The organism is Stenotrophomonas sp. (assembly GCF_032061965.1).
GTDB lineage: Bacteria > Pseudomonadota > Gammaproteobacteria > Xanthomonadales > Xanthomonadaceae > Stenotrophomonas.
In genome coordinates this window covers 1-22,170 of record NZ_DAMBEF010000050.1, presented here as the reverse complement: position 1 = coordinate 22,170, position 22,170 = coordinate 1, and the positions used below count along the sequence as shown (strand labels likewise).

17 protein-coding genes are annotated in these 22,170 nt (G+C 64.1%); 11 read left to right on the top strand and 6 right to left on the bottom strand.

Annotation, left to right across the window (positions count from 1 at the left end; translation table 11 throughout):
• The 3 genes from RT460_RS17520 to RT460_RS17510 all read left to right on the top strand — a co-directional run.
• Window positions 1-1,581: peptide chain release factor 3 (locus RT460_RS17520; RefSeq protein WP_313320783.1), on the top strand; the 1,581-nt coding region annotated here is incomplete at its 5' end.
• 83 nt (window positions 1,582-1,664) lie between these two features.
• Window positions 1,665-2,300 carry a hemolysin III family protein gene (locus tag RT460_RS17515; protein ID WP_313320781.1) on the top strand — a complete coding sequence of 212 codons (636 nt, stop codon included), beginning with the start codon at window positions 1,665-1,667 and terminating at the stop codon, window positions 2,298-2,300.
• Between the two features lie 180 nt (window positions 2,301-2,480).
• Complete coding sequence (locus RT460_RS17510) at window positions 2,481-4,370, top strand: AsmA family protein (RefSeq protein ID WP_313320791.1); 1,890 nt, start codon at window positions 2,481-2,483, stop codon at window positions 4,368-4,370.
• A gap of 10 nt (window positions 4,371-4,380) precedes the next feature.
• Here the strand turns inward: RT460_RS17510 and RT460_RS17505 are convergent, their stop codons facing one another.
• Genes RT460_RS17505 through mtgA form a run of 3 tightly spaced genes read right to left on the bottom strand, consistent with a single transcriptional unit; the run spans window position 4,381 to window position 6,567 of the window.
• A complete protein-coding gene (locus RT460_RS17505) occupies window positions 4,381-4,812 on the bottom strand; it encodes a CBS domain-containing protein (protein WP_313320779.1) in 432 nt (143 codons plus the stop codon).
• A complete protein-coding gene (locus RT460_RS17500; RefSeq protein WP_313320777.1) occupies window positions 4,772-5,791 on the bottom strand; it encodes a glycosyltransferase family 2 protein in 1,020 nt (339 codons plus the stop codon). Before RT460_RS17500 ends, RT460_RS17505 begins: the two co-directional genes overlap by 41 nt.
• Window positions 5,792-5,817: 26 nt before the next feature.
• Complete coding sequence (gene mtgA / locus RT460_RS17495) at window positions 5,818-6,567, bottom strand: monofunctional biosynthetic peptidoglycan transglycosylase (protein ID WP_313320789.1); 750 nt, start codon at window positions 6,565-6,567, stop codon at window positions 5,818-5,820.
• A gap of 71 nt (window positions 6,568-6,638) precedes the next feature.
• Between mtgA and RT460_RS17490 the strand changes: the two genes are divergently transcribed.
• The 3 genes from RT460_RS17490 (at window position 6,639) to RT460_RS17480 (ending at window position 11,572) form a co-directional block, all read left to right on the top strand.
• Window positions 6,639-7,532, top strand: coding sequence for an Hsp33 family molecular chaperone HslO (locus RT460_RS17490; protein WP_313320775.1), 894 nt, complete (start codon window positions 6,639-6,641; stop codon window positions 7,530-7,532).
• 117 nt (window positions 7,533-7,649) lie between these two features.
• Entirely contained in the window at window positions 7,650-8,504 is an 855-nt protein-coding gene (locus tag RT460_RS17485) for a hypothetical protein (RefSeq protein WP_313320773.1), read from the top strand.
• Between the two features lie 236 nt (window positions 8,505-8,740).
• Window positions 8,741-11,572 carry a TonB-dependent receptor gene (locus tag RT460_RS17480; protein ID WP_313320771.1) on the top strand — a complete coding sequence of 944 codons (2,832 nt, stop codon included), beginning with the start codon at window positions 8,741-8,743 and terminating at the stop codon, window positions 11,570-11,572.
• A gap of 140 nt (window positions 11,573-11,712) precedes the next feature.
• Here the strand turns inward: RT460_RS17480 and RT460_RS17475 are convergent, their stop codons facing one another.
• Window positions 11,713-12,315 (bottom strand): TetR/AcrR family transcriptional regulator, encoded by a 603-nt coding sequence (locus tag RT460_RS17475; RefSeq protein ID WP_313320769.1) that lies wholly within the window; start codon window positions 12,313-12,315, stop codon window positions 11,713-11,715.
• A gap of 277 nt (window positions 12,316-12,592) precedes the next feature.
• On the opposite strand from RT460_RS17475, the gene RT460_RS17470 reads away from it, so the two are divergent.
• From RT460_RS17470 to RT460_RS17460, 3 genes are all read left to right on the top strand, one after another.
• A complete protein-coding gene (locus RT460_RS17470; protein ID WP_313320787.1) occupies window positions 12,593-13,390 on the top strand; it encodes an alpha/beta hydrolase in 798 nt (265 codons plus the stop codon).
• Window positions 13,387-15,867, top strand: a complete 2,481-nt coding sequence (locus RT460_RS17465) for an acyl-CoA dehydrogenase (RefSeq protein WP_313320768.1) — start codon at window positions 13,387-13,389, stop codon at window positions 15,865-15,867. The genes RT460_RS17470 and RT460_RS17465 overlap by 4 nt, the downstream gene beginning before the upstream one ends.
• A gap of 66 nt (window positions 15,868-15,933) precedes the next feature.
• Window positions 15,934-16,404, top strand: a complete 471-nt coding sequence (locus RT460_RS17460; RefSeq protein WP_313320766.1) for a hotdog fold domain-containing protein — start codon at window positions 15,934-15,936, stop codon at window positions 16,402-16,404.
• 187 nt (window positions 16,405-16,591) lie between these two features.
• Here RT460_RS17460 and RT460_RS17455 read toward each other — a convergent pair whose 3' ends face one another.
• Together RT460_RS17455 and RT460_RS17450 are read right to left on the bottom strand one after the other, a co-directional pair.
• Window positions 16,592-16,945, bottom strand: coding sequence for a DUF1304 domain-containing protein (locus RT460_RS17455; protein WP_313320785.1), 354 nt, complete (start codon window positions 16,943-16,945; stop codon window positions 16,592-16,594).
• 58 nt (window positions 16,946-17,003) lie between these two features.
• Window positions 17,004-18,329, bottom strand: a complete 1,326-nt coding sequence (locus RT460_RS17450; RefSeq protein WP_313320764.1) for an MFS transporter — start codon at window positions 18,327-18,329, stop codon at window positions 17,004-17,006.
• 164 nt (window positions 18,330-18,493) lie between these two features.
• On the opposite strand from RT460_RS17450, the gene RT460_RS17445 reads away from it, so the two are divergent.
• Both RT460_RS17445 and RT460_RS17440 read left to right on the top strand, forming a co-directional pair.
• Window positions 18,494-20,095, top strand: coding sequence for a choline dehydrogenase (locus RT460_RS17445; protein WP_313320762.1), 1,602 nt, complete (start codon window positions 18,494-18,496; stop codon window positions 20,093-20,095).
• A 331-nt stretch (window positions 20,096-20,426) separates the two neighbouring features.
• On the top strand, window positions 20,427-21,839 hold the full coding sequence (locus RT460_RS17440; RefSeq protein ID WP_313320760.1) for a serine hydrolase domain-containing protein: 1,413 nt from the start codon (window positions 20,427-20,429) through the stop codon (window positions 21,837-21,839).
• Window positions 21,840-22,170 lie beyond the last annotated feature (331 nt).

Below are 22,170 nucleotides of genomic sequence, written 5' to 3'. Positions count from 1 at the left end.
GCGCGCCGCCGCACCTTCGCCATCATTTCCCACCCTGACGCCGGCAAGACCACGCTGACCGAAAAGCTGTTGCTGTTCGGGGGCGCGATCCAGATGGCCGGCTCGGTCAAGGGCCGCAAGGCCGCGCGCCACGCCACCTCGGACTGGATGGCACTGGAAAAGGAACGCGGCATCTCGGTGACCTCGTCGGTGATGCAGTTCCCGTACGAAGACAAGATCATCAACCTGCTCGATACCCCCGGCCACGCCGACTTCGGCGAGGACACCTACCGCGTGCTGACCGCGGTGGACTCGGCCTTGATGGTGATCGACGTGGCCAAGGGCGTGGAAGAACGCACCATCAAGCTGATGGAAGTCTGCCGCCTGCGCGACACCCCGATCATGACCTTCATCAACAAGCTCGACCGCGAGGGCAAGGACCCGATCGAGCTGCTGGATGAAGTGGAAACCGTGCTCGGCATCCAGTGCGCGCCAGTCACCTGGCCGATCGGCATGGGCCAGCGCCTGAAGGGCGTGGTGCATCTGCTCACCGGCGAAGTGCACCTGTACGAACAGGGCCGCAACTTCACCCGCCAGGATTCGACCATCTTCCCATCGCTGGATTCGCCCGGCCTGGCCGAGAAGATCGGCGAGAAGATGCTGGCCGACCTGCGCGATGAACTGGAACTGGTGCAGGGCGCCAGCCACCCGTTCGACGTGGAGGCCTACCTGGCTGGCAAGCAGACCCCGGTGTTCTTCGGCTCGGGTGTGAACAACTTCGGCGTGCAGCCGCTGCTGGACTTCTTCGTCAAGCACGCACCGGCACCGCAGCCACGCGCCACCACCGGCCGCGACATCGCCCCGCAGGAAGAAAAGCTGACCGGCTTCGTGTTCAAGATCCAGGCCAACATGGACCCGCAGCACCGTGACCGCGTGGCTTTCATGCGCGTGTGCTCGGGCAAGTTCACCGCCGGCATGAAGACCTTCCACGTGCGTACCGGCAAGGAAATGAAGCTGGCCAATGCGCTGACCTTCATGGCCAGCGACCGTGAGATCGCCGCCGAGGCGTGGCCGGGCGACGTGATCGGCATCCACAACCACGGCACCATCTCCATCGGTGACACTTTCACCGAAGGCGAGTCCGTCACCTTCACCGGCATCCCCAACTTCGCCCCGGAACTGTTCCGCCGCGCGCGCCTGAAGGATCCGCTCAAGCTAAAGCAGCTGCAGAAGGGCCTGGCCCAACTGTCCGAAGAAGGCGCCACCCAGTTCTTCCGCCCGTTGATGAGCAACGACCTGATCCTGGGCGCGGTGGGCGTGCTGCAGTTCGACGTGGCCGCGTACCGCCTTAAGGACGAGTACGGCGTGGAAGCGGTGTTCGAGCCGGTATCGGTCATCACCGCACGCTGGGTCAGTTGCAGCAACGCCAAGAAGCTGGAGGAGTTCCGCGAGAAGAACGCCAGCAACCTCAGCATCGATGCCGCCGGCCACCTGGTCTACCTAGCACCGACCCGGGTCAACCTGCAGTTGGCCCAGGAACGCGCACCGGATGTGCGTTTCTCCGCCACCCGTGAAGCCGCGCACACGGTTTCGGTGGATTAAGTCCAATGGCGGCGTGCACACGCCGCCATTCGGGGTGATGATAGCGGGCACCGGGCCTTCCCCCAGCCCGCGCCCTCATCCCCATGACCGCATCTGTTGCATCGATCCGCGAAGAAGTCGCCAGCGCCCTGACCCATGGTCTGGGCGCGGTCAGCGCACTGGCCGGTGGCGCCGTCCTCATCACCCTTGCCGCGATCTACGGCGATGGCTGGCAACTGGCCAGCGCCATCGTGTTTGGTGTCGCGCTGTTGCTGCTGTACACCGCCTCCACCCTGTACCACGCGATCCAGCACCCGGTGGCCAAGGGCCGGCTGAAGATCTTCGACCACTGCGCGATCTATGTGCTGATCGCCGGCACCTATACCCCGTTCACCCTGATCGGCCTGCGTGGTCCGTGGGGTTGGGGGTTGTTCACCGCGATCTGGGCGCTGGCCCTGTTTGGCGTGGTGTTCAAGCTGTTCTATACCGGCCGCTTCAAGAAACTTTCCACCGCGATCTACATCGCCATGGGCTGGCTGGTGGTGGTGGCGATCAAGCCGATGTGGGCCTCCCTCGATGGCTGGACCCTGGGCTGGCTGTTTGCCGGCGGCATCTTCTACACCCTGGGCACCGTGTTCTATCACCGCGAGCAACTGCCCTATTCCCACGCGATCTGGCATCTGTTCGTGATTGCCGGCAGCGTCTGCCATTTTGTCTCGGTAACCGCGCAAATCCTGTAACCGCAGCAAGGCAAGATCCACACGACGGCAACGGTATCTACACACTGCACGAATGTGCGCTTCGCGCGCCGTGCACGATGAACGCGCAACGATGGGGGCGTGAACACTTCCCCGCCCCTCGCTGCGCAGCGCGCGTCGCGCTGGCGACTGCAACCGCCCGGCAAGCGTGGCCGACGCTGGTTGATCGTGGCCGCAGCAATCATCGCTGCGCTCGTCGTGCTGATCCTGCTTTGGGACTGGAACTGGTTCAAAGGCCCCGTCGAGCGCGCGGTACAGGCGCGTACCGGCCGCGCCCTGGACATCGGCAACCTTGATGTTGACCTGGGCCGCACGACTACCATTCGCGGCGACCGCATCACCTTTGCAAACGCCAGTTGGGCCAAGCAGCCACAGATGGCCAGCGCGGACCGCGTTGAGATAGATGTTCGCCTGTGGCCATTGCTGCGCGGCAGTGTCCAACTACCGGAGATCCGCCTGATCAAGCCGGATGTCCTGCTGCAGACCGCGCCGCGCAAAGGCGAGCCCGGCAACTGGAACTTTCTGAGCGGCGGCGGTGGACAGACGCCGCAGTTGCGCCGCCTGCGCATCAACGACGGCAGGTTGCAGTTCCTGGACGAGCCAGGCCGCACCAACATCGACCTGGCAGTGCGCAGTGGCCAAGCCAGCAAAGCCGATGCCGCGCCGCCGGTATTGGTTGAAGGCAAGGGTCACTGGCGCGGCGCCGCGTTCACCCTAAAAGGCGGTACCGAGTCGCCGCTGGAGCTGACCAACAGCGATCACCCCTTCCGTGTCCATCTGGATGCGCGCGCGGGCGCCACCCACGCCATCGCCCGCGGCAGTTTGATAAACCCATTCCAACTGCAGGTATTCGACCTGCAGTTCCAGCTCAGCGGACAGGACCTGGACGATCTGTACCCACTGATCGGCATTGCCATCCCCTCCTCACCGCCCTACCGCCTGGATGGGCGACTCAAGCGCGACCATGCGCGGTGGCGCTACGAGAAATTCAGTGGACGCGTCGGTGACAGTGATCTGGCCGGCGATGTCGACATCGATGTAGCGGGTGATCGGCCCCGGTTGACGGCCAACCTGGTTTCCAAGCGCCTGGATTTCGATGACCTGGCCGGCTTCATCGGTGCCCCGCCGAAAACCGGCGGCCAGGAAACTGCCAACGCCGAGCAGAAGGCCGAAGCCGCGAAGCTCGCTGCCAAGGCCACCGTACTGCCCGATACGCCCTACAACCTGGGCAAGTTGCGCGCCATGGATGCCGACGTACGCTGGAAGGCACAGCACATCAACGCACCCAAGCTTCCGCTGGATGACATGGATGCGCACCTGCTGCTGGACAACGGCTTGCTGCGCCTGGAGCCGCTCAACTTTGGCGTCGCCGGCGGCGACATCCGCAGCACCGTGCGCATGGACGCCCGCCGCCCGCAGATTGCCACCACCCTCAACGCCAGCCTGCGCGGGGTACAGCTTGGACAATTATTCCCCGATGGAAAGCTGGCCGAACAGGCCTCCGGCGGTATCAGCGGCAATGTCCGCCTCAGCGGCCACGGCAACTCCATCGCTGCCATGCTGGGCAGCAGCGATGGCGATGTCGCACTGGGCATGGGCCGCGGCCATATTGGCAACCTGCTGATGGAATTGGCAGGGCTGGACGTCGCCGAATCACTGAAATTCCTGTTCACCGGCGACAAGCAGATTCCGCTGCGCTGCGCCTTTGGTGACTTCGGCGTGCGCGATGGTCTGATGCAATCGCGCGCCTTGGCATTTGATACGTCGGACACCCTGGTGATCGGCGAAGGCACCGTCAGCCTAAAGCAGGAGAAGCTCGACCTGCTGCTGCGGCCGCGCCCCAAGGACCGGAGCATCCTGGCCCTGCGCTCACCGTTGCGGATAGGCGGAACCTTCAAGGATCCATCGTTCCGCCCCGACTTCAAGGCACTGGGGATACGTGGCGCCATCGCCCTGACCCTGGCCACCATCACGCCTCCCGCCGCTCTGCTGGCCACGATCGAAACCGGTCCGGGCAAGGATGCTGACTGCGGCGGGCACTACGCCCGCTGACGCGGCGCCCTCAGCTGCCGGTGATGTATTGCTGCAACTGGCCCAGTTCCTGCCGCTGCTGTTCGATCACCGATTTGACCAGATCGCCGATCGAGATGACGCCGACCACCTGATCACCGTCCACCACCGGCAGGTGGCGGATGCGTCGATCCGTCACCAGCGTCAGGCATTGCTCCACCGATACCGTGGGCGCCACGGTCACCAGCTCGGCGGTCATGATCTCGCGCACCGGGGTGGTTGCCGACGAGCGATTCATCAACACGATCTTTCGCGCGTAATCACGCTCGGAAAGGATCCCCACCAACGCCTGGCCATCCATGACCAGCACGGCGCCGATGCCCTTCTCGGCCATCAACCGGATGGCCTGCACCACCGCCACATCGGGCGGCACCGCATGGATCTCAGGGGACTTGGCCCCAAGCAACTGTCGAACGGTCTGCATGGCGTTCTCCTGCGCTGGCGGATGGTGCAGATACTGCCACGTTCGCTGGCTGCCATGTGTCGACCAGGTACAGGGGCCGCTGTTTGGCTTCCATGTACAACCGCCCCAGGTACTCGCCGATCAAGCCCAGGGCGATGAGCTGCACACCGCCAAGGAAGAGGATGGCGGCCATCATCGTCGGCCAGCCCGCCACCCGATCGCCATACAGCGCCGCCTTGAGCACCACCCACGCGGCGAACGCAAAGGCAGCGGCGGCGGTGAACAGACCCAGGTAGGTCGCTACCCGCAACGGTGCGGTGGAGAAGCTGGTAATGCCCTCCAGCGCGAAGTTCCACAGCTTCCAGAAACCGAACTTGCTGTGCCCTGCCAAGCGCGGCTCACGCCGATATGGCAACGCAACCCGTTGATAGCCGACCCAGCCGAACAGGCCCTTCATGAAACGTTGGCGCTCGCGCAGTTGCCGCAGGCCCGCCAACGCGCGCGCCGACAGCAAGCGGAAGTCGCCGGTATCGGCCGGTATCGGCGTCTTTGAAAGCCGGCCGATCAAACGATAGAAAACAGCCGCGGTGACACGCTTGAGCCAGCTGTCGCCATTGCGCTCCTCGCGCACGCCGTACACATCATCATTGCCCTGCCGCCACAGTTCGACGAACGCCGGGATCAGCTCCGGTGGATCCTGCCCGTCGGCATCCAACAGGATCACCGCACCGTCTTCAACGAAATCCAGACCGGCGGTCAGGGCGACTTCCTTGCCGAAGTTGCGCGACAACCGCAGCAACGCCACGCGCGGCTCCTGCGCCGCCAACACCAGCATCACCTGCCAGGTAGCGTCATTGCTGCCATCGTCCACATACAGGATGCGCCCGTCGATATCGGGCAATGCCTGCAACTGCGCGCAAAGCCGCGGGTGCAGCAGCGGCAACGCGTCCTGCTCGTTGTGGGCGGTGATGACCAGGGTCAGGCGATCGTAGGCACTCATGCGCCGATTCTACGCAGGCGGGGCATTCAATCGGCCTCGTCCAGATAACCGGCACCACCCAGCTGCCGTGCCTGTCGCTGGATCCAGGCGGCGCGACGTTGCACATAGGGACCGGGCTTGGCGGCACTGTAACGGCGCGGCGCCGGCAACACCGCTGCCAGGCGCGCACTTTCGGCGGGCGTCAGGCGCGATGCATCCTTGCCCCAGTAAGCCTTTGATGCTGCCTGCACGCCATAGATGCCGTCGCCGAACTCAGCCACATTGACGTACATCTCGATGATGCGCTGTTTCGACCACAGCGCCTCGATCAAGGCGGTGTACCAGACCTCCAGGCCTTTGCGCAGCCAACTGCGTCCCTGCCACAGGAATACATTCTTGGCAGTCTGCTGGCTGATCGTGCTGGCACCGCGCAGGCGTCCACCGCGCTCGTTGTGCTTACGCGCCTTTTCGATGGCCTGCAGGTCAAAGCCGTTGTGTTCGGGGAAACGCTGGTCCTCCGCCGCCACCATCGAGATGGGCACGCTGCGGGCCATCTGATCCAGATCCCGCCACTCATGGCGAATGCGGAACCTGAAGTCACCCTGCCCCCAAGCCTCGAGCTGGCGGAACACCATCACCGTCGAGAACGGCGGATCGAAGAACCGCAGCCAGGCCACCTGCAGCACGCTGAACGCCGCAAACAGCACCGGCAGCCACAACAGCCGGCGCAGCCAACGTCGCCCACGTCTTGCTTCCACCGCCTGCCCCGCCTTGCGCTCGGCCTGCTCTGCCCCCATATCCATCACCTGATAACTCTTCTGTCCGGCGCATTATCCGGCACCGGACCCACCTCGCGCAGATGCAGCCCATGACCGACACCTCCGACCTGCTTGTCCGTTTCCTCCTGCCCGATGCCGGCGTCCGCGGCGTCCATGTCCGTCTGGGCGCAAGTTGGCGGGAAATCCTCTCCCATGGCGACTATCCGAGCGCCGCCGCGCGCCTGCTGGGCGAGGCAAGCGTGGCCTCTGCATTGTTCACCGGCCATACCAAGGTCGATGGCCGCCTGTCGATCCAGTTGCGCAGCAGCTCCGCCTTGCGCGCGCTGTTCACCGAGTGCACCTCGGCAGGCACCCTGCGCGGCATCGCCCAACTGGCCGAGGGCGAAGACGCCCCGGCGACCCTGGAAGGCCTGGGTGAAGGCGCCCTGCTCGCGATCACCATCGAAAACCCCGGCCTGGACCCACGCGAGCCGCAGCGCTACCAAAGCATGGTTGCGTTGAGCGGGGACAACCTCGACGAGGCGTTCGAGAACTACTTCCGCCATTCCGAGCAGCTTCCGACCCGCCTGCTGCTGGCCAGCGACGGCGAGCATGCCGCAGGCCTGCTGCTGCAGAAACTGCCCGGTGACGAAGGCGACGAGGACGGCTGGATCCGTACCGGCGCCCTGTTCGACACCCTGGGCCGCGACGAACTGCTGGCCTTGCCGGGCAGCGAGTTGCTGCACCGCCTGTTCCATGAGGAGACCCCCGAGCTGGTCGGCGACAAGGCCCTTCGCTTTGGCTGCTCCTGCTCGCGCGAGCGGGTCGCCAGCATGCTGCAGTCGCTCGGCGAGGACGAGGCCCGGGCGGCCGCCGAGGCCACCGGCCAGGTCGATGTCCGCTGCGAATTCTGCGGCCAGGAATATCACTTCCCATTGGCGGAATTCGGCGTATTGTTTAGCTCCACACCGGCCAACCAGCCCGCTCCCGAGCGGCTGCAATAAGGTCCAACGAGTACCGTTCTGGGGAGGGCGAAGACTTGTTAAGAATCCATAAACCGCATAGGATCGATCGCTCACGCGCTGGGAACTTCCTGGCGCACCTGGGGTCTGACTGAGTCCATGAACGCCTTTCTGCGCCTACCGCTAGCCTTGCTGATCGCCCTTGGGTCGGTCACGGCAGCGCATGCACAAAGCAGGCCGGGCGCCGACAGCACGGTATTGCCGGTTTGGAACCGGGGTAGCGGCAAGGTGGAAGCCCTGCTCTATCTGGAGCCCACAGGCACCCAGAATGCCGGTGCGCGCTGGAATTTTGGCCGCAGCTCCCTTGATGCGGCTTTCGGCCTGTCTTCCGGTGACTCGCTGGGACTGCTGTGCAACAGCAGCCGCGGCAGCAGCATTGGCGGCCTGGCCAGCCATTGCATGCTCGCCAGCCTGGGCGATGACGATGACGACAACGGCCGGCATATCTCGGCCACCACGGCGTTCAACCGCCCAGGCGGACGCGTAGGCGTCAGCGTGGGTACGGGCCGCGACACGCTGCCCGCATGGCTGTCGGGCGGCAACAAGAGTGGCGCCGCGCGGATGGAGCAGAACGACCTCACCGTCTTTGGCCAGAAGAACATCGGACGCGAAGGCTTCGTGTCCATCGGCGGCACCTACGCCAAGGCGCGCCTGGTACCGCTGACCGACGCGGCCCCGGCAATCGCTGACCAATGGGACAGCAAGAGTTTGAGCGTTGGTGGCGGTTATGGTGCTTTCAGCGCCAACGTCATCGGCCGCGTTGTCGACGCACCCGGCCAGAGCGGCAAATGGGAAGGCCTCGGCCTGGGCATCACCTGGCGTACGCCGTGGAGCGGCCAGCTCACCGTAGGCGCGGAGAACGTCATCACCCGTGGCAAGAACCCGTTCTCCCCGCGCAACGAAAGCAATGACGACGGCGCCGTTCCGTACGTCCGATACGAACAGGACCTGTAATTTAAATTTCCTTTTCCGTATTCAGAAACGCCCCTTCAGGGGCGTTTTTTGTTTTCTGCTTGAAATTCAACACTTTGCCGAATTTCACCAAATTTCATCCAATCATTAACCAATCTTTAATTTATTTGCAGGCGCAAGTACTATCGGTGCCAGCTTAGGGATTTGGGTTCGCCTTTCGAACCCACCCGGGCCACACCAAGCACCACCCAAGTCCACTTGGCAGAGAGAGAGACCCAATGATTTGCAAGACCACCAAACTGCGTGATGCAGTTGTCATCGCGTTGGCCGCAAGCGCAATCCCCGCGGGCGCCGCCTTCGCTCAGGACACGACGCAAACGCTGGACAAGATCGAAGTCACCGGTTCGCGCATCAAGCGCGCTGACGTGGAGACCTCGCAGCCGGTATTCACCATGAGCCGCGAGCAGATCCAGGCCCAAGGCCAGACCTCCATCGGCGATATCATCCAGAACATCAGCACCAACGGCTCCAGCCTCAACAGCACCTACAACAACGGCGGCAACGGCGAGACCCGCGTCAACCTGCGTAACCTGGGCTCGAACCGCACGCTGGTCCTGGTCAATGGTCGTCGCTGGGTCGGTGGCACCGGTCTGGGCGGTGCGGTTGACCTGAACACCATCCCCACCGCTGCCGTTGAGCGTATCGAAGTGCTGAAGGACGGCGCATCGACCATCTACGGCTCCGACGCCATCGCCGGCGTGGTGAACGTTATCCTGCGCCAGAACTTTGATGGTGCCGAAGCGAACGCCTACTACGGCCAGTACGACAAGGGCGATGGTTCCCGCGAGTCGTACGACTTCACCATTGGTTCCAGTGGCGATCGCTGGCATGCAACCGTGGGCGTCGGCTACGTCAAGGAAGAGCCGGTGTGGGCAGGTGATCGCGCGATCTCCGCAGTCCCGGCGTTTGGCTCCCTACCGAATACCGGCAACAGCAGCACCACCCCGGATGGCCGCTTTGGCTTCTTCGGCCAGACCGGCACCAACGCCGACGGCTCGCCGAAGTTCGAATCCACCCGTCCGGATGGCAGCGCTGGTTATTTCGTCACCGGCAACGGCGGCGCTACCTGGCGTCCCTACGGCGCCGCCGATAGCTTCAACCATGCCCCGGGCAACCTGCTGGTGACCCCGCAGGAGCGCACCTCGCTGTTCGCCGACGCTGGCTTGTCGATCACCGACAACGTCCGCTTCAAGACCACGGTGACCTACAACGAGCGCAAGTCCGAGCAGATCCTGGCAGCAATGCCGATCGTGCTGGGCCGTGCCGCACCGGGCACCAATGGTGCCAATATCGTTATCAGCAAAGACAACATCTATAACGAAACCGGCCGCGACATCGACTACATCCAGTATCGTGCGATGGAGACCGGCGGTCGTATCTACAAGCAGAACGTGAAGACCTACGGTTTCAACGGCGCGTTCGAAGGCGACTTCGAAGTTGGCAGCCGCTTCTGGAACTGGGAAGCCGGCATGTTCTACGGCAAGAACGACCAGACCGACATTACCTCGGGCTTCTTCAACATTTCCGCACTGCGCAACGCCTTGGGCGCTTCGTTCATCGACGCTGACGGCGTTGCCCGCTGCGGCGCTGCCGGCGCGGTGATCGACGGCTGCGTGCCGATGAACATGCTCAGCGGAACCGGCTCGCTCACCCCGGACATGATCAAGTACGCAGGCTTCACCGCGCACGACGTCTACGGTTACGAGCAGAAGACCTATTACGCCAACATCGGTGGCGAATTGTTCGACCTGCCGGGCGGCGCACTGGCCTTCTCGGCCGGCGTCGAGCGCCGTGACGAATCGGGCTTCGATGATCCGGATGGCCTGATCAACTCGGGTGACACGACCGGTAATGCACGCACCGCCACCGCGGGTGGTTACGACCTCGACGAAGCCTATCTGGAACTGGCTATCCCGTTGCTGGCCGGCGTCACCGGCGCCCAGCTGCTGGACTTCAGCGTTGCCACGCGCTTCTCGGACTACAGCAACTTCGGCAACACCGTCAACAGCAAGTTCGGCTTCCGCTGGAAGCCGATCAACGACCTGATGATCCGTGGTAACTGGTCTGAAGGCTTCCGTGCGCCCTCCATCAGCGAGCTGTTCTCGGGCGTGAGCGACACCTTCGAAGACGTTGCCGACCCGTGTGCCGGCACCATCGGCGAGGACCCGAACACGCCGCCAGCCAGCTGCGCTGGCGTGCCGGCCTACACGCAGTCCAATTCGCAGATCCGCACCACCGTGGGCGGCAACACCGAACTGGGCCCGGAAACCTCGGTCTCCAAGACCCTGGGCTTCGTCTACAGCCCGAGCTTCGTCCAGGGCCTGGACATCTCGCTGGACTGGTGGAACATCAAGATCGAAGATGCGATCTACGCCCAGACCGCCCAGCAGATGCTGGACGCCTGCTATTCGCAGGGCGTGAGCTCGATCTGCGACATGATCACCCGTGACACCACTGGCCAGATTTCCAACATGCTGGCCGTGCCGAACAACGTGGGCACCATGGAAGTGGAAGGCTGGGACTTCACGGTCGGTTATCGCCTGCCTGATACCCGTTTCGGCAGCTTCAGTTTTGTCTGGGACAGCACCTACACTTCGAGCTACACCATCGAAGATCCGGTGACCGAAGGCTACAACCGCGTCGGCAACTACCTGGACCGCGACAATTACTGGCGTATCCGCTCCAACCTGCTGGTTGCATGGCAGTTGGGTGACTTCGGCGCAACCGCTTCGGCCCGCTATTACTCCAGCCAGGTTGAAGACTGCGTAGGTTCGAACTACACGGGCGGCAACTTTGCCCGCCTGTGCTCGGACCAGGACCATATCGGTCGCGGCAACGAGGCGGATCCGCAGCGCCACATTCCGAGCGTGACCTACACCGACCTGAGCGCCTACTGGAAGACGCCGTGGAATGGTCAGATCACCGTCGGCGTGAACAATGCCTTCGATCGCGATCCGCCGAAGGCCTACACCACGTTCGCCAACTCGTTCGATCCGCAGTACGAAATCCCGGGCCGTTTCTTCTACATGCGCTACAACCAGAAGTTCTGATAGCAGCCACGTAGCAACCCGGTAAACAAGACCACGGCCCCTTCGGGGCCGTGGTTTTTTTAGCTCTTTTTCGTGAAACACCGCGCACAAAAAAACCGCGGCAAGCCGCGGCTTTCTCATGGGCACAACACCGCACCGCGTCAACTATTGGGAATCAACGTCTCGATCACGTGCTCGACATAGGCCTCGAAATCCTCGCGGGCCTGCTTGGGCTGCTGCAGCTGCAGCGACAGCTGCAGGAAGCCCACATACGCTGCATAGGCCAAGCGTGCACGGTGCCGCGCATCGGTGGAGCTGAGCCCGGCCTGGCGGAACGAGGCGATCAGGTATTCCATGCGTCGCTGCGATACGCGATCAATCACCGGCCGCACCATCGGATTATCCAGCGCCTTGAGCAGCTCGCTGTAGATCACGTGCGGGGTGACTTCGTGAGCAACCAGTTGGAACAATGCGCGCAGCCGCGTACGCGGATCGGGCACCTCCTCCAGGCTGCCAAATACCTGCTGCTGCTCGACTACTTCCCAACGCTCCAGCGCCGCTTGCAGCAGCGCGTCACGCGACGGGAAATGCCAGTAGAAACTGCCCTTGGTGACACCCAGGCGGCGTGCCAGCGGCTCCACCGCCACCGCACCAACACCCTGCTCGGCAATCAGATCAAGGGCCGCTTGTGCCCAGTCATCGGCACTGAGGCGGCTATGTCGGGTGCTGCGGGTGTCTGCGGGGGAATCGGTTGAGTCGTTCATGAGCAGATTTAACCATACGCCGGGGACTGGTTGCAGTATGCGCAAGCGAAATAGCGCAAATGCGTGCTGCCTTCCGCGCCAGCCCAGGACCGCGCGCGATATCGCCAGAGAAACCACCATACTCAGCGGTATTGACACGGCACCGAACGCAACCATACCATCTCGTATGGTTACACTCGACGGTGCCCCTATGCGCAATGAAGATGTTCGCCTGCATGGCGCGCATGGCGTGGAATTGGCCGCAACGCGCTCATCGGGCCGTCGCACGCCGGTATTGATGGCTCATGGTTTTGGCCAGACGCGCGGCGCCTGGACTACAACCGCCGAAGCACTCGGTGAAGCCGGCCATTCCACCCTCAGCTACGACGCCCGTGGCCATGGTGACTCTGATTGGAATGCCAGCGACCTGCCCTACCACGGTGACCAGTTCACCGATGATCTGATCGTGGTCGCCGGTGAGCTGCCGCGCCCGCCGGTGCTGGTGGCCGCCTCGATGGGGGGCCTGTTCGGCCTGATGGCCGAAGCACGCTGGCCGGGCCTGTTCTCGGCGATGGTGCTGGTCGACATCACCCCGCGCTGGGAAACCCGCGGCGTGGAGCGCATCCTCGCCTTCATGAGCGCGCACCCGGACGGTTTCGCCTCACTGGAAGCGGCAGCCGACAGCATTGCCGCCTACATGCCGCACCGCCCGCGCAAGAGCGAGGATTCGCTGCGTGCCCTGCTGCGCCCTGGCAAGGATGGCCGCTGGAGCTGGCATTGGGACCCGCGCCTGGTCGACGAGCTTGCCCGCGACAGCGAGCAGCATCAGGATGTGATTGCCGAGGCAGCACGCAAGGTGCAATGCCCGCTGTTGCTGGTCAGTGGCGGCCGCAGTGATCTGGTCTCGCCGCAGACCGTTGAAGAATTCATGGCGCTGGTGCCACACGCACAGCATGTCCATCTGCCCGATGCCACCCACATGGTGGCCGGCGATGACAACAATGCGTTTACCGCCGCCGTGTTGAACTATCTGGACGCCCTGCCTTCTGCCGCAGCGTCCGCCCGAACCGAGCACGTTACCGGAGCAAGCCCATGAGCATCGTCGTACCTTTCCTGGCCCTGCTGCTTGCAGGTGCCTTTGTTGCCTACCACCGCATGCGCCTGGTGGTATGGACGCTGATCAGCGTGGTGGCCCTGGCCATCTGCTGGTTTGCCGGCGTCAACCAGACCGCGGTCATCGTCGCCGCCGCCATCATTGCGCTGGTCAGCGTGCCGGTGCTGCTGCCCTTCCTGCGCAAGCCGCTGATCACCGCGCCGTTCATGGGCGTGTTCCGCAAGGTGCTGCCGCCGCTATCCAAGACCGAGCGCATCGCCCTGGAAACCGGCTCGGTCGGTTTTGAAGGCGAGCTCTTCACCGGTGACCCGGACTGGAACATCCTGCTCAACTATCCCAAGCCGCAGCTCACCGCCGAGGAACAGGCCTTCATGGACGGCCCGGTGGAAGAACTGTGCAAGATGGTCAATGACTTCGAGATCACCCACGTCTACGCGGATCTGCCGCCGGAAATGTGGGAGTTCATCAAGAAGAACAAGTTCTTCGGCATGATCATTCCGAAGGAATACGGTGGCCTTGGCTTCAGCGCGTTGGCCCACCACAAGGTGATCCAGAAGCTGGCTTCGGTTTCCAGCGTGGTCAGCTCCACCGTCGGCGTGCCCAACTCGCTGGGCCCGGGTGAGCTGCTCAACCATTACGGCACGCAGGAACAGAAGGACTATTACCTGCCGCGTCTGGCCATCGGCCAGGAAGTGCCCTGCTTCGGTTTGACCGGCCCGTTTGCCGGCTCCGACGCGACTTCCATTCCCGACTTCGGCATCGTCTGCAAGGGCATGTGGAAGGGCGAGGAAGTGCTGGGCCTGAAGCTCACCTTCGACAAGCGTTACATCACCCTGGCCCCGGTCGCGACGCTGATCGGCATGGCCTTCCGCATGTACGACCCGGACGGCCTGCTCGGCGATACCAAGGACATCGGCATCACCCTGGCACTGCTGCCGCGTGACACCGATGGCGTGGAAATCGGCCGTCGCCACTTCCCGCTGAACTCCACCTTCCAGAACGGCCCGATCCGCGGCAAGGACGTGTTCATCCCGCTGACCCAGCTGATCGGCGGCGCCGAGAAGCGTGGCCTGGGCTGGAACATGCTCAACGAGTGTCTGGCTGTTGGCCGTTCCATCACCCTGCCCTCCACCGCTTCGGGCGGTGCCAAGGCCGGCGCGGTGGTGACCGGTGCTTACGCACGCATCCGCAAGCAGTTCGGCCTGTCGGTCGGCCGCTTCGAAGGTGTGGAAGAAGCGCTGGCCCGCATCGGCGGCAAGGCTTACAAGATCAGCGCGCTGTCGCAGGCCACCGCGGCCGCGGTTGATCGTGGTGACGTGCCGTCGGTGCCGTCGGCGATCGCCAAGTACCACTGCACCAACATGAGCCGCGAAGTCATTTCCGATGTGATGGACGTGATCGGCGGCAAGGGCATCATCCTGGGGCCGCGCAACTTCGCCGGCCGCAGCTGGCAGGCCGCGCCGATCGCCATCACGGTGGAAGGCGCCAACATCATGACCCGCTCGCTGCTGATCTTCGGCCAGGGCGCCATCCTCTGCCACCCGTGGGTGCTGAAGGAAATGAAGGCCGCGCAGGATGAAGACCGCAAGGCTGGCCTGCGCGAGTTCGACCAGGCATTGTTCGGCCATGTCCGCTTCGGCATCTCCAACGCCGTGCGTTCGCTGTGGTTCGGCCTGACCGGTTCGCGCTTCGGCGCCGCACCGGGCGACGCCTACACCCGCCGCTACTTCCGCAAGCTGGACCGTTATTCGGCCAACCTGGCGCTGATGGCCGACATCTCGATGATGACGCTGGGCGGCAAGCTCAAGTTCAAGGAATCGCTGTCCGGCCGCCTGGGTGATGTGCTCAGCCACATCTACATGACCAGCGCCATGCTCAAGCGCTACCACGACGAAGGCGCACCGACCGCCGACCAGCCGCTGCTGGCCTGGGCCTTCCATGACAGCGTGCACAAGATCGAAGAGTCGCTGTCGGCTGCACTGCGCAACTTCCCGATCCGCCCGATCGGCTGGCTGATGTGGGCACTGATCTTCCCGTTCGGCCGTCGCGCCGAAGCACCGGGTGATCGCCTGAGCCGCCGCGTTGCCGCCACCTTGATGGCCCCGGGCGAAGCCCGTGACCGCCTGGCCCAGGGCGTGTTCCTCACCCCATGCGAGAACAACCCGGGCGGCCGCATCAACAGCTACCTGTCCAAGGCGATCATGGCCGAGCCGGTGGAACGCAAGTTCATCAAGGCGCTGAAGACCAAGGGCATCGAAGCCTTGACCTTCGCCAGCCAGCTGGACGAAGCCGTGGCCGAAGGCGTGATCACCCAGGACGAGCGCAAGCTGCTGGAAGAGCTGCGCGAGCTGACCATGGACACGATCACCGTGGACGACTTCGATCCGCACGAACTTCGTTCGGCCGGCTACTACGACCTGCCGGGCAAGCAGCGCCCGCAGCCGCAGCAGGCCGCGTAAGCCAAGCCACATGCAACACCGACGGCGGGCCTTGTGCCCGCCGTTTTCATATCAGGAATCCATCTCATGACCGCTCCGCTGCTTTCGCTATACCGCCGCTTCACCCACTGGCCTGCCGGCAACTGGTTGTTCTCGCGTGCGGTGTGCTTCAAGGCGCCCTACTTCGCCAGCATCTCGCCGCTGATCACCGCGCTGGAGCCGGGCCGCTGCGAAGGCGTGATCCGCCAGCGCCGCCGCATCAGCAACCACATCGGCACCGTGCACGCGATTGCCATGTGCAATCTGGCCGAGCTGGTCGGCGGTGTCATGGTCGACGCCAGCCTGCCCGCCGACATGCGCTGGATCCCCAAGGGCATGGAAGTGAAGTACCAGGCCAAGGCGCTGGGTGTATTGACGGCAGTGGCCAGCCCGGAAATTCCCATCGTCAGTGCTGCCTCCGGTTACGACCTGCCGGTGCTGGTGCGGGTGAACGACAGCAAGGGCGTGGAAGTCTTCCAGGCCCGCATCGCGATGTGGGTATCCCCCAAAAAACCCTGACCCTGTGTAGTGCCGAGCCATGCTCGGCAGGGGCATCACCAATGAACCATCCGAACCTGCTCACGTAGCCCGGGTAAGCGCAGCGCACCCGGGAGTTTTTCGCGAAAAGCCCCGGGTGCGCTGCGCTTACCCGGGCTACGTGTACTGACGGGGTATCGGTAACACCACTGCCGAGCATGGCTCGGCACTACATGTGCGCTGTGCGCAGCAGCAGCGCGAGGATGGCCGGCAATGCCTGGATGAAGAAGATCCGACGGTTCACGCTGTAAGCGCCATACGCGCCGGCCACCACCACGCAGACCAGCGAGAACGTCACCAGCACCGGCTGCGCCAACACCAGCCCGGCGATGATGCCGGCGGCTAGAAAGCCGTTGTACAGCCCCTGGTTTGCCGCCAGCACCCGCGTGGCCAACGCCTTCTCCCGCGTATTGCGGAAGGTTTTCATGCCCAGTGGCTTGGTCCACAGGAACATTTCCAATACCAGGAAATACGCATGCAACGCCGCCACCAGCAGCGTCAGCAACAGTCCACACAGGGCCAGCACGCTCATCGGTAGCTCATCCAGGCAGCTCAGCGGCAAACCCGCCGCAGGGAATCACTCAGCGATCCTGCGGCAGCTTCTTCTCTTCGCGCAATACGCCCAGCGCCGACAGCGTCATCAGTACCGCCACCGCCGCGCCACCAATGAACACGGCCCGCGACCCAAACAGCGACAAGCCCTTGTGGACCCAGGCAAAGGTAAGGTCGGCACCGCGGTAGAGGACCGTATCGATGGCCGCGCCCGCCTTGTAGCGCCATTGCCGGTCCACGCGCGTATAGATCGTCTCGCGCGCCGGCTTGCCCAGTGAGAACTCACTGGCACGCGTCAGCACCTGCACCACCGCCACCATCAGCGGGAACGGCGACGCCGCCAACACCGAGAAGCCTATGATGATCGCCAGCCCAGGGATCAGCAGCGCCGGGGCAACGCCATAGCGTGACAACAACCAGCGGGTCAGCCCCAGCTGGATCACCAGGGTCAGCGCGTTCACCGCCAGATCGATGCGCGAATAGAAGGCGGTGCTCGCGGCCGGATCGGTGATCAGGCGGCGGGCGATCGATGCCTGCTCGTTGTACAGCATGGTGCCTATGCCCACGCCGAACACCACCATCAGCGCCAGCCAACGCAGCAGCGGTTCGCGCGCGATCAGCTTGAGCCCATCGAACACGCTGCCGCCCATCGGCTGTTCGCCGTCAACCAGTTGCTGCTCGCGCTCGCGCTGCACCGCCCAGGGCCGCAGCCGCCAGATGCAGAACAGGCAGATCGACAGGAAACCGGCCGACACCAGCATCAGGTTGGCGATACCCACCCGTTGCACCAGCGAGCTGGTGATGATCGGCCCAAGGAATGCCCCCACCGTACCGGCCGCACCGATATAGCCGTAATACGCCCGTGCCTGCACGTTGGAAAACACGTCGGCCATGAAGCTCCAGAACACCGCCACCGCGAACAGGTTGAACACGGTGATCCAGAAGAAGAACGCCATGCCCCGCCCCGGGACGCCGGCATTGAACATCGCGTAGAAGACCAACAGGGTGAAGATGAAGAAGCCATACACCAGTGGCAGGAACACCCGTCGCGGGTAGCGACTGACCAGCCAGCCGTACAGCGGCTGCAGCACCAGCATGATCAGGAACACGCAGGAAAACAGGAACTGCAGGGTGAAGTCCTTCAGCGGCATGCCATGCGCCGCAAACCAGGCAATCAATCCCGGCGGGAACAAGGTGTCCATGTTGGACGAGGCCGCCATCGCCTCGCGCACCGGGCGCAGCACGTAGTAACCGCTGAGCAGGCAGAAGAAGTACAGGAACGACCACCACAGCGGCGGCGAGCCGCGCAGCGCGTGCAGCAGGGACCGTGCACCGGATCCGCGCATAGCGGTCATGCGGCACCCCAGCACTGCGGGTGGCGAGAGGACGGCGGCATCGGAAACTCCGGGGTTCGGCGGAGCGCGTACGTTATCTAATGCACTGCAACATCGCCAGTGCGCCAGGGCTTACTCCCGCACAACGTGCCGTTCTATCCTCAAGCATGGGAAAGGGGAAAGCCGTGAAGGAATTCGACTACATCATCGTCGGCGCGGGCTCGGCCGGCTGCGTGCTGGCCAACCGGCTCAGCGCCGATCCGCAGGTGCGCGTATTGCTGATCGAAGCGGGACCGCGTGACTGGCATCCCTTCATCCACATGCCGGCCGGCATCGCCCGGCTGGTCAACAACCGCCGGGTCAACTGGAGCTACGACACCGAGCCCGAGCCCGCGTTGGACAATCGGCGCCTGTGGTGGCCGCGCGGCAAGGTGCTGGGCGGTTCGAGCTCGATCAATGCCATGTGCTACGTGCGCGGCGTGCCCGGCGACTACGATCGTTGGGCGCAGGGCGGCGCCAGCGGCTGGAACTGGGACAGCGTACTGCCGTGGTTCCGTCACAGCGAAGGCAATGCACGCGGTGCCGATGCGCTGCACGGCGCCGCCGGTCCCTTGCAGGTATCTGACCTGCGCTACGTCAATCCGCTCAGCCATGCCTTCATCGAAGCCGGGCAGCAAGCCGGTTATAACCACAACAGCGACTTCAATGGCACCCGGCATGAAGGCGTAGGCCTGTATCAGGTCACCCAGAAGAATGGCGCACGTTGCTCCTCAGCGGCCGCGTATCTCGCTCCAGCGCGCGCGCGTGCCAATCTGCAGGTACTCACCGGTGCACTGGTGGAACGGCTGCAGATCGACGCAGGGCGCGTTAACGGCGTGCACCTGCGCGTAGGCGGCAAACGTGAGCAGATCTTTGCTGCATCCGAAGTATTGCTCAGTGCCGGCGCGATCAACTCACCGCAGCTGCTGATGCTGTCCGGCATCGGTCCGGCCGATGCGCTGCGCGCCCACGGCATCAAGGTGCAGTTGGACCAACCCGGCGTCGGCGCCAACCTGCAGGACCACCTGGATATCTGCACGCTGTACCGCACGGTGCCGGGCGTCAGCTACGACCGTGCCAGCGAAGTGATGATCGGCCTGAACTACTTCCTGCGTGGCCACCAGGGCGCCGGCACCAGCAACGTCGCCGAGGCCGGTGGTTTCGTGCGCTCGCGCTTTGCGCCGGACGAACGCGCCGACATCCAGTTCCACTTCGTGCCGGCGATGCTGGACAACCATGGCCGCCACCGCCTGCCCGGCGATGGCTACACCTTGCATGCCTGCTACCTGCACCCGCGCAGCCGTGGCCACATCGGCCTGCACAGCGCCGACCCGGCCGCTCCGGCGCGCATCCACGCCAATTACCTGAGCGATGCGGAAGGCTTCGACATGAAGATGATGGTCGAGGCCGCGCGCCTGAGCCGCGACGTCCTGCAGCAGGCGGCATTTGCACCCTGGCGCAAGGCCCCGCTGTTCCCGGCCGATGAACACCTGGACGACGCCGGACTGGAAGCCTTTATCCGCGCCAAGGCCGAAACCATCTACCACCCGATTGGCACCTGCCGGATGGGCAGTGACGACGCTGCCGTGGTCGACCCGCAGCTGAAGGTGCGCAGCATCGATGGCCTACGGGTGATCGACGCCTCGGTGATGCCCACCCTGGTCAGCGGCAATACCAATGCGCCGACCATCATGATGGCCGAGCGTGCGGCTCACCTTATCCACCCCGCGTTGCCGGTTCCGGCCTGAGCAAGCCCCGCCGCCGCCTGCCGCAGATCCCCCCGCCGTAGCCCCGCCTTGCGGCTATCACTCAGCGCGACGCAGGGCCGGTTCGCGTCGCGAGGAATCCCGACGACGATGCACGCTCTGGCAACCCGGCACGGGCACCGCCCCGCTGCCGACAGCCGACCCCAAGCCTGACCGGACAAGGGCCGGCAGGACGGGCTGGCGAAGACCGCAGGCCATCACAAAAAAGCCCTGAGATATCAACGCGATGCCCATTCATTCTGCTGCCGTTTGTGCAATGGAGAAAAGCGGCGCTAGAATCACCGGCAGCAGTAGCTAACAGGCACCGATCACGATGAAAGACAAGAGCAAGCGCCGGCACATCCGTCCGGTGGCATCGGGATTGCTGGGGGTTTTGATGCCCTTCGCATTGTCGTCTACCGCGCAGACACCGACGCAAGCCAGCCTGCCCATGGCGCAGGCTGCTGCCGCACTGCCGGTGAACCTTGAGAATGCACCGCAGCAGTCGCCCACCCAGCCCATGCCCTACCGCGTTGCACTGCGGCCAGACCAGGTGCAGCCGTTGCCGGCCGACTTCAATGTCGCCGCCATCGAATCGCTGGCTGAGCAACTGACCTACGGCAACCGTGTCCCGGGCATGGCGATGGCCATCGTCCAGAACGGTCGTGTTCTCTCCGCGCGCGGTTACGGCGTAACCGATATCAGCAACCCGCAACAGGTGGACGCGCATACCGTGTTCCGCCTGGCCTCGCTGTCCAAGGCCTTCGCCGGCACCATGGCCGGGCTGCTGGTCAACGATGGCACCCTGCGCTGGGACAGCAAGGTCACCGATTACGTCCCGGGTTTTCGCCTGGCAACGCCCGAGGCCACCAGCAAACTGACCGTCGCCGATGTCCTCAGCCAACGCGTCGGCCTGACCAGCAATGCCTATGACCGCGATGTCGAGGCCAATGCCGACTATTACTCGCTGACCCAGAAGCTGGCCACCGCGCCACTCAAGTGTTCGCCGGGTGAATGCTATTCCTACCAGAACGTCGCTTTCAGCCTGGTTGGCGACGTGGTGTTTGCCGCGTCCGGCAACTTCTACGAGCAGGCTGTGGAAAAGCGCATCCTCAAGCCCTTGGGCATGAACGATGCCAGCCTCGGCCTTGCCGGCATCCAGGCCAGCTCGCGCTGGGCCCGTCCGCACGTACGCAGCCGCAACGGTTGGGTATCGCTGACGCCCAAGCCCACCTACTATCGCGTCGCGCCCGCCGCTGGCGTAAACGCCAGTGCCAGCGACATGGCGCAGTGGTTGCTGGCCCACACCGGGCATCGTCCGGATGTGCTGCCCGCCCCGCTGCTGGCCACGCTGCACGCGCCTTTGATCAACACGCCGGGCGAGATGCGTTCGGGCTGGCGCCACCAGCGTCTGGATTCGGCTGGTTATGCATTGGGCTGGCGCGTGTTTGATTACTCCGGCCACCAGGTGGTATTCCATGCCGGTGCCGTGCAGGGCTACCGCGGCCTGGTCGCATTGCTGCCTGAGCGTGACCTGGGTATCGCCATCATGTGGAACGGTGAAAGCAGCCTGCCCAGCGGCATGATGCCGACCATCCTGGATCGTGCAATTGGCCTGCCGGCGCAGCGCTGGCTCGATGTCGACACCGACTTTGGCAGCGACAACCTGATGGCCGAAGATGCCGCACCGGCCCGTGGCGGCAAGAAGGGAGCATCGTCTGATCGTGCGGTGGCGTCGCCACGCTGATCGATGGTCGGTTCCAAGCTGTGCCAGAAGGGCGGCCGATGGCCGCCTTTCTTTTGCCTCCCGCGACGCGGGCATCAACAGCCGGCCGGATCGATTGGACGCAGCCCGGCCCAAGCCTTGCTTGCGCTATTGATCCCCTCTCCCGCGTGACCGGCAGACGCGTCTTGCTGCCTGCTGCTGCTCGCCGCTAACCGGAAAGCCAGGCAGGTGGGTAGCCGTCCGGATGCATCAGGCCGCGGTCCCGGACAGCGATTGCCGGCCAACGCGCAGCGCCTGTCTGTAATGACCCACTGAAAACCTGCTCAGGTGTTAGTTTTCCCAAAGGAGACAC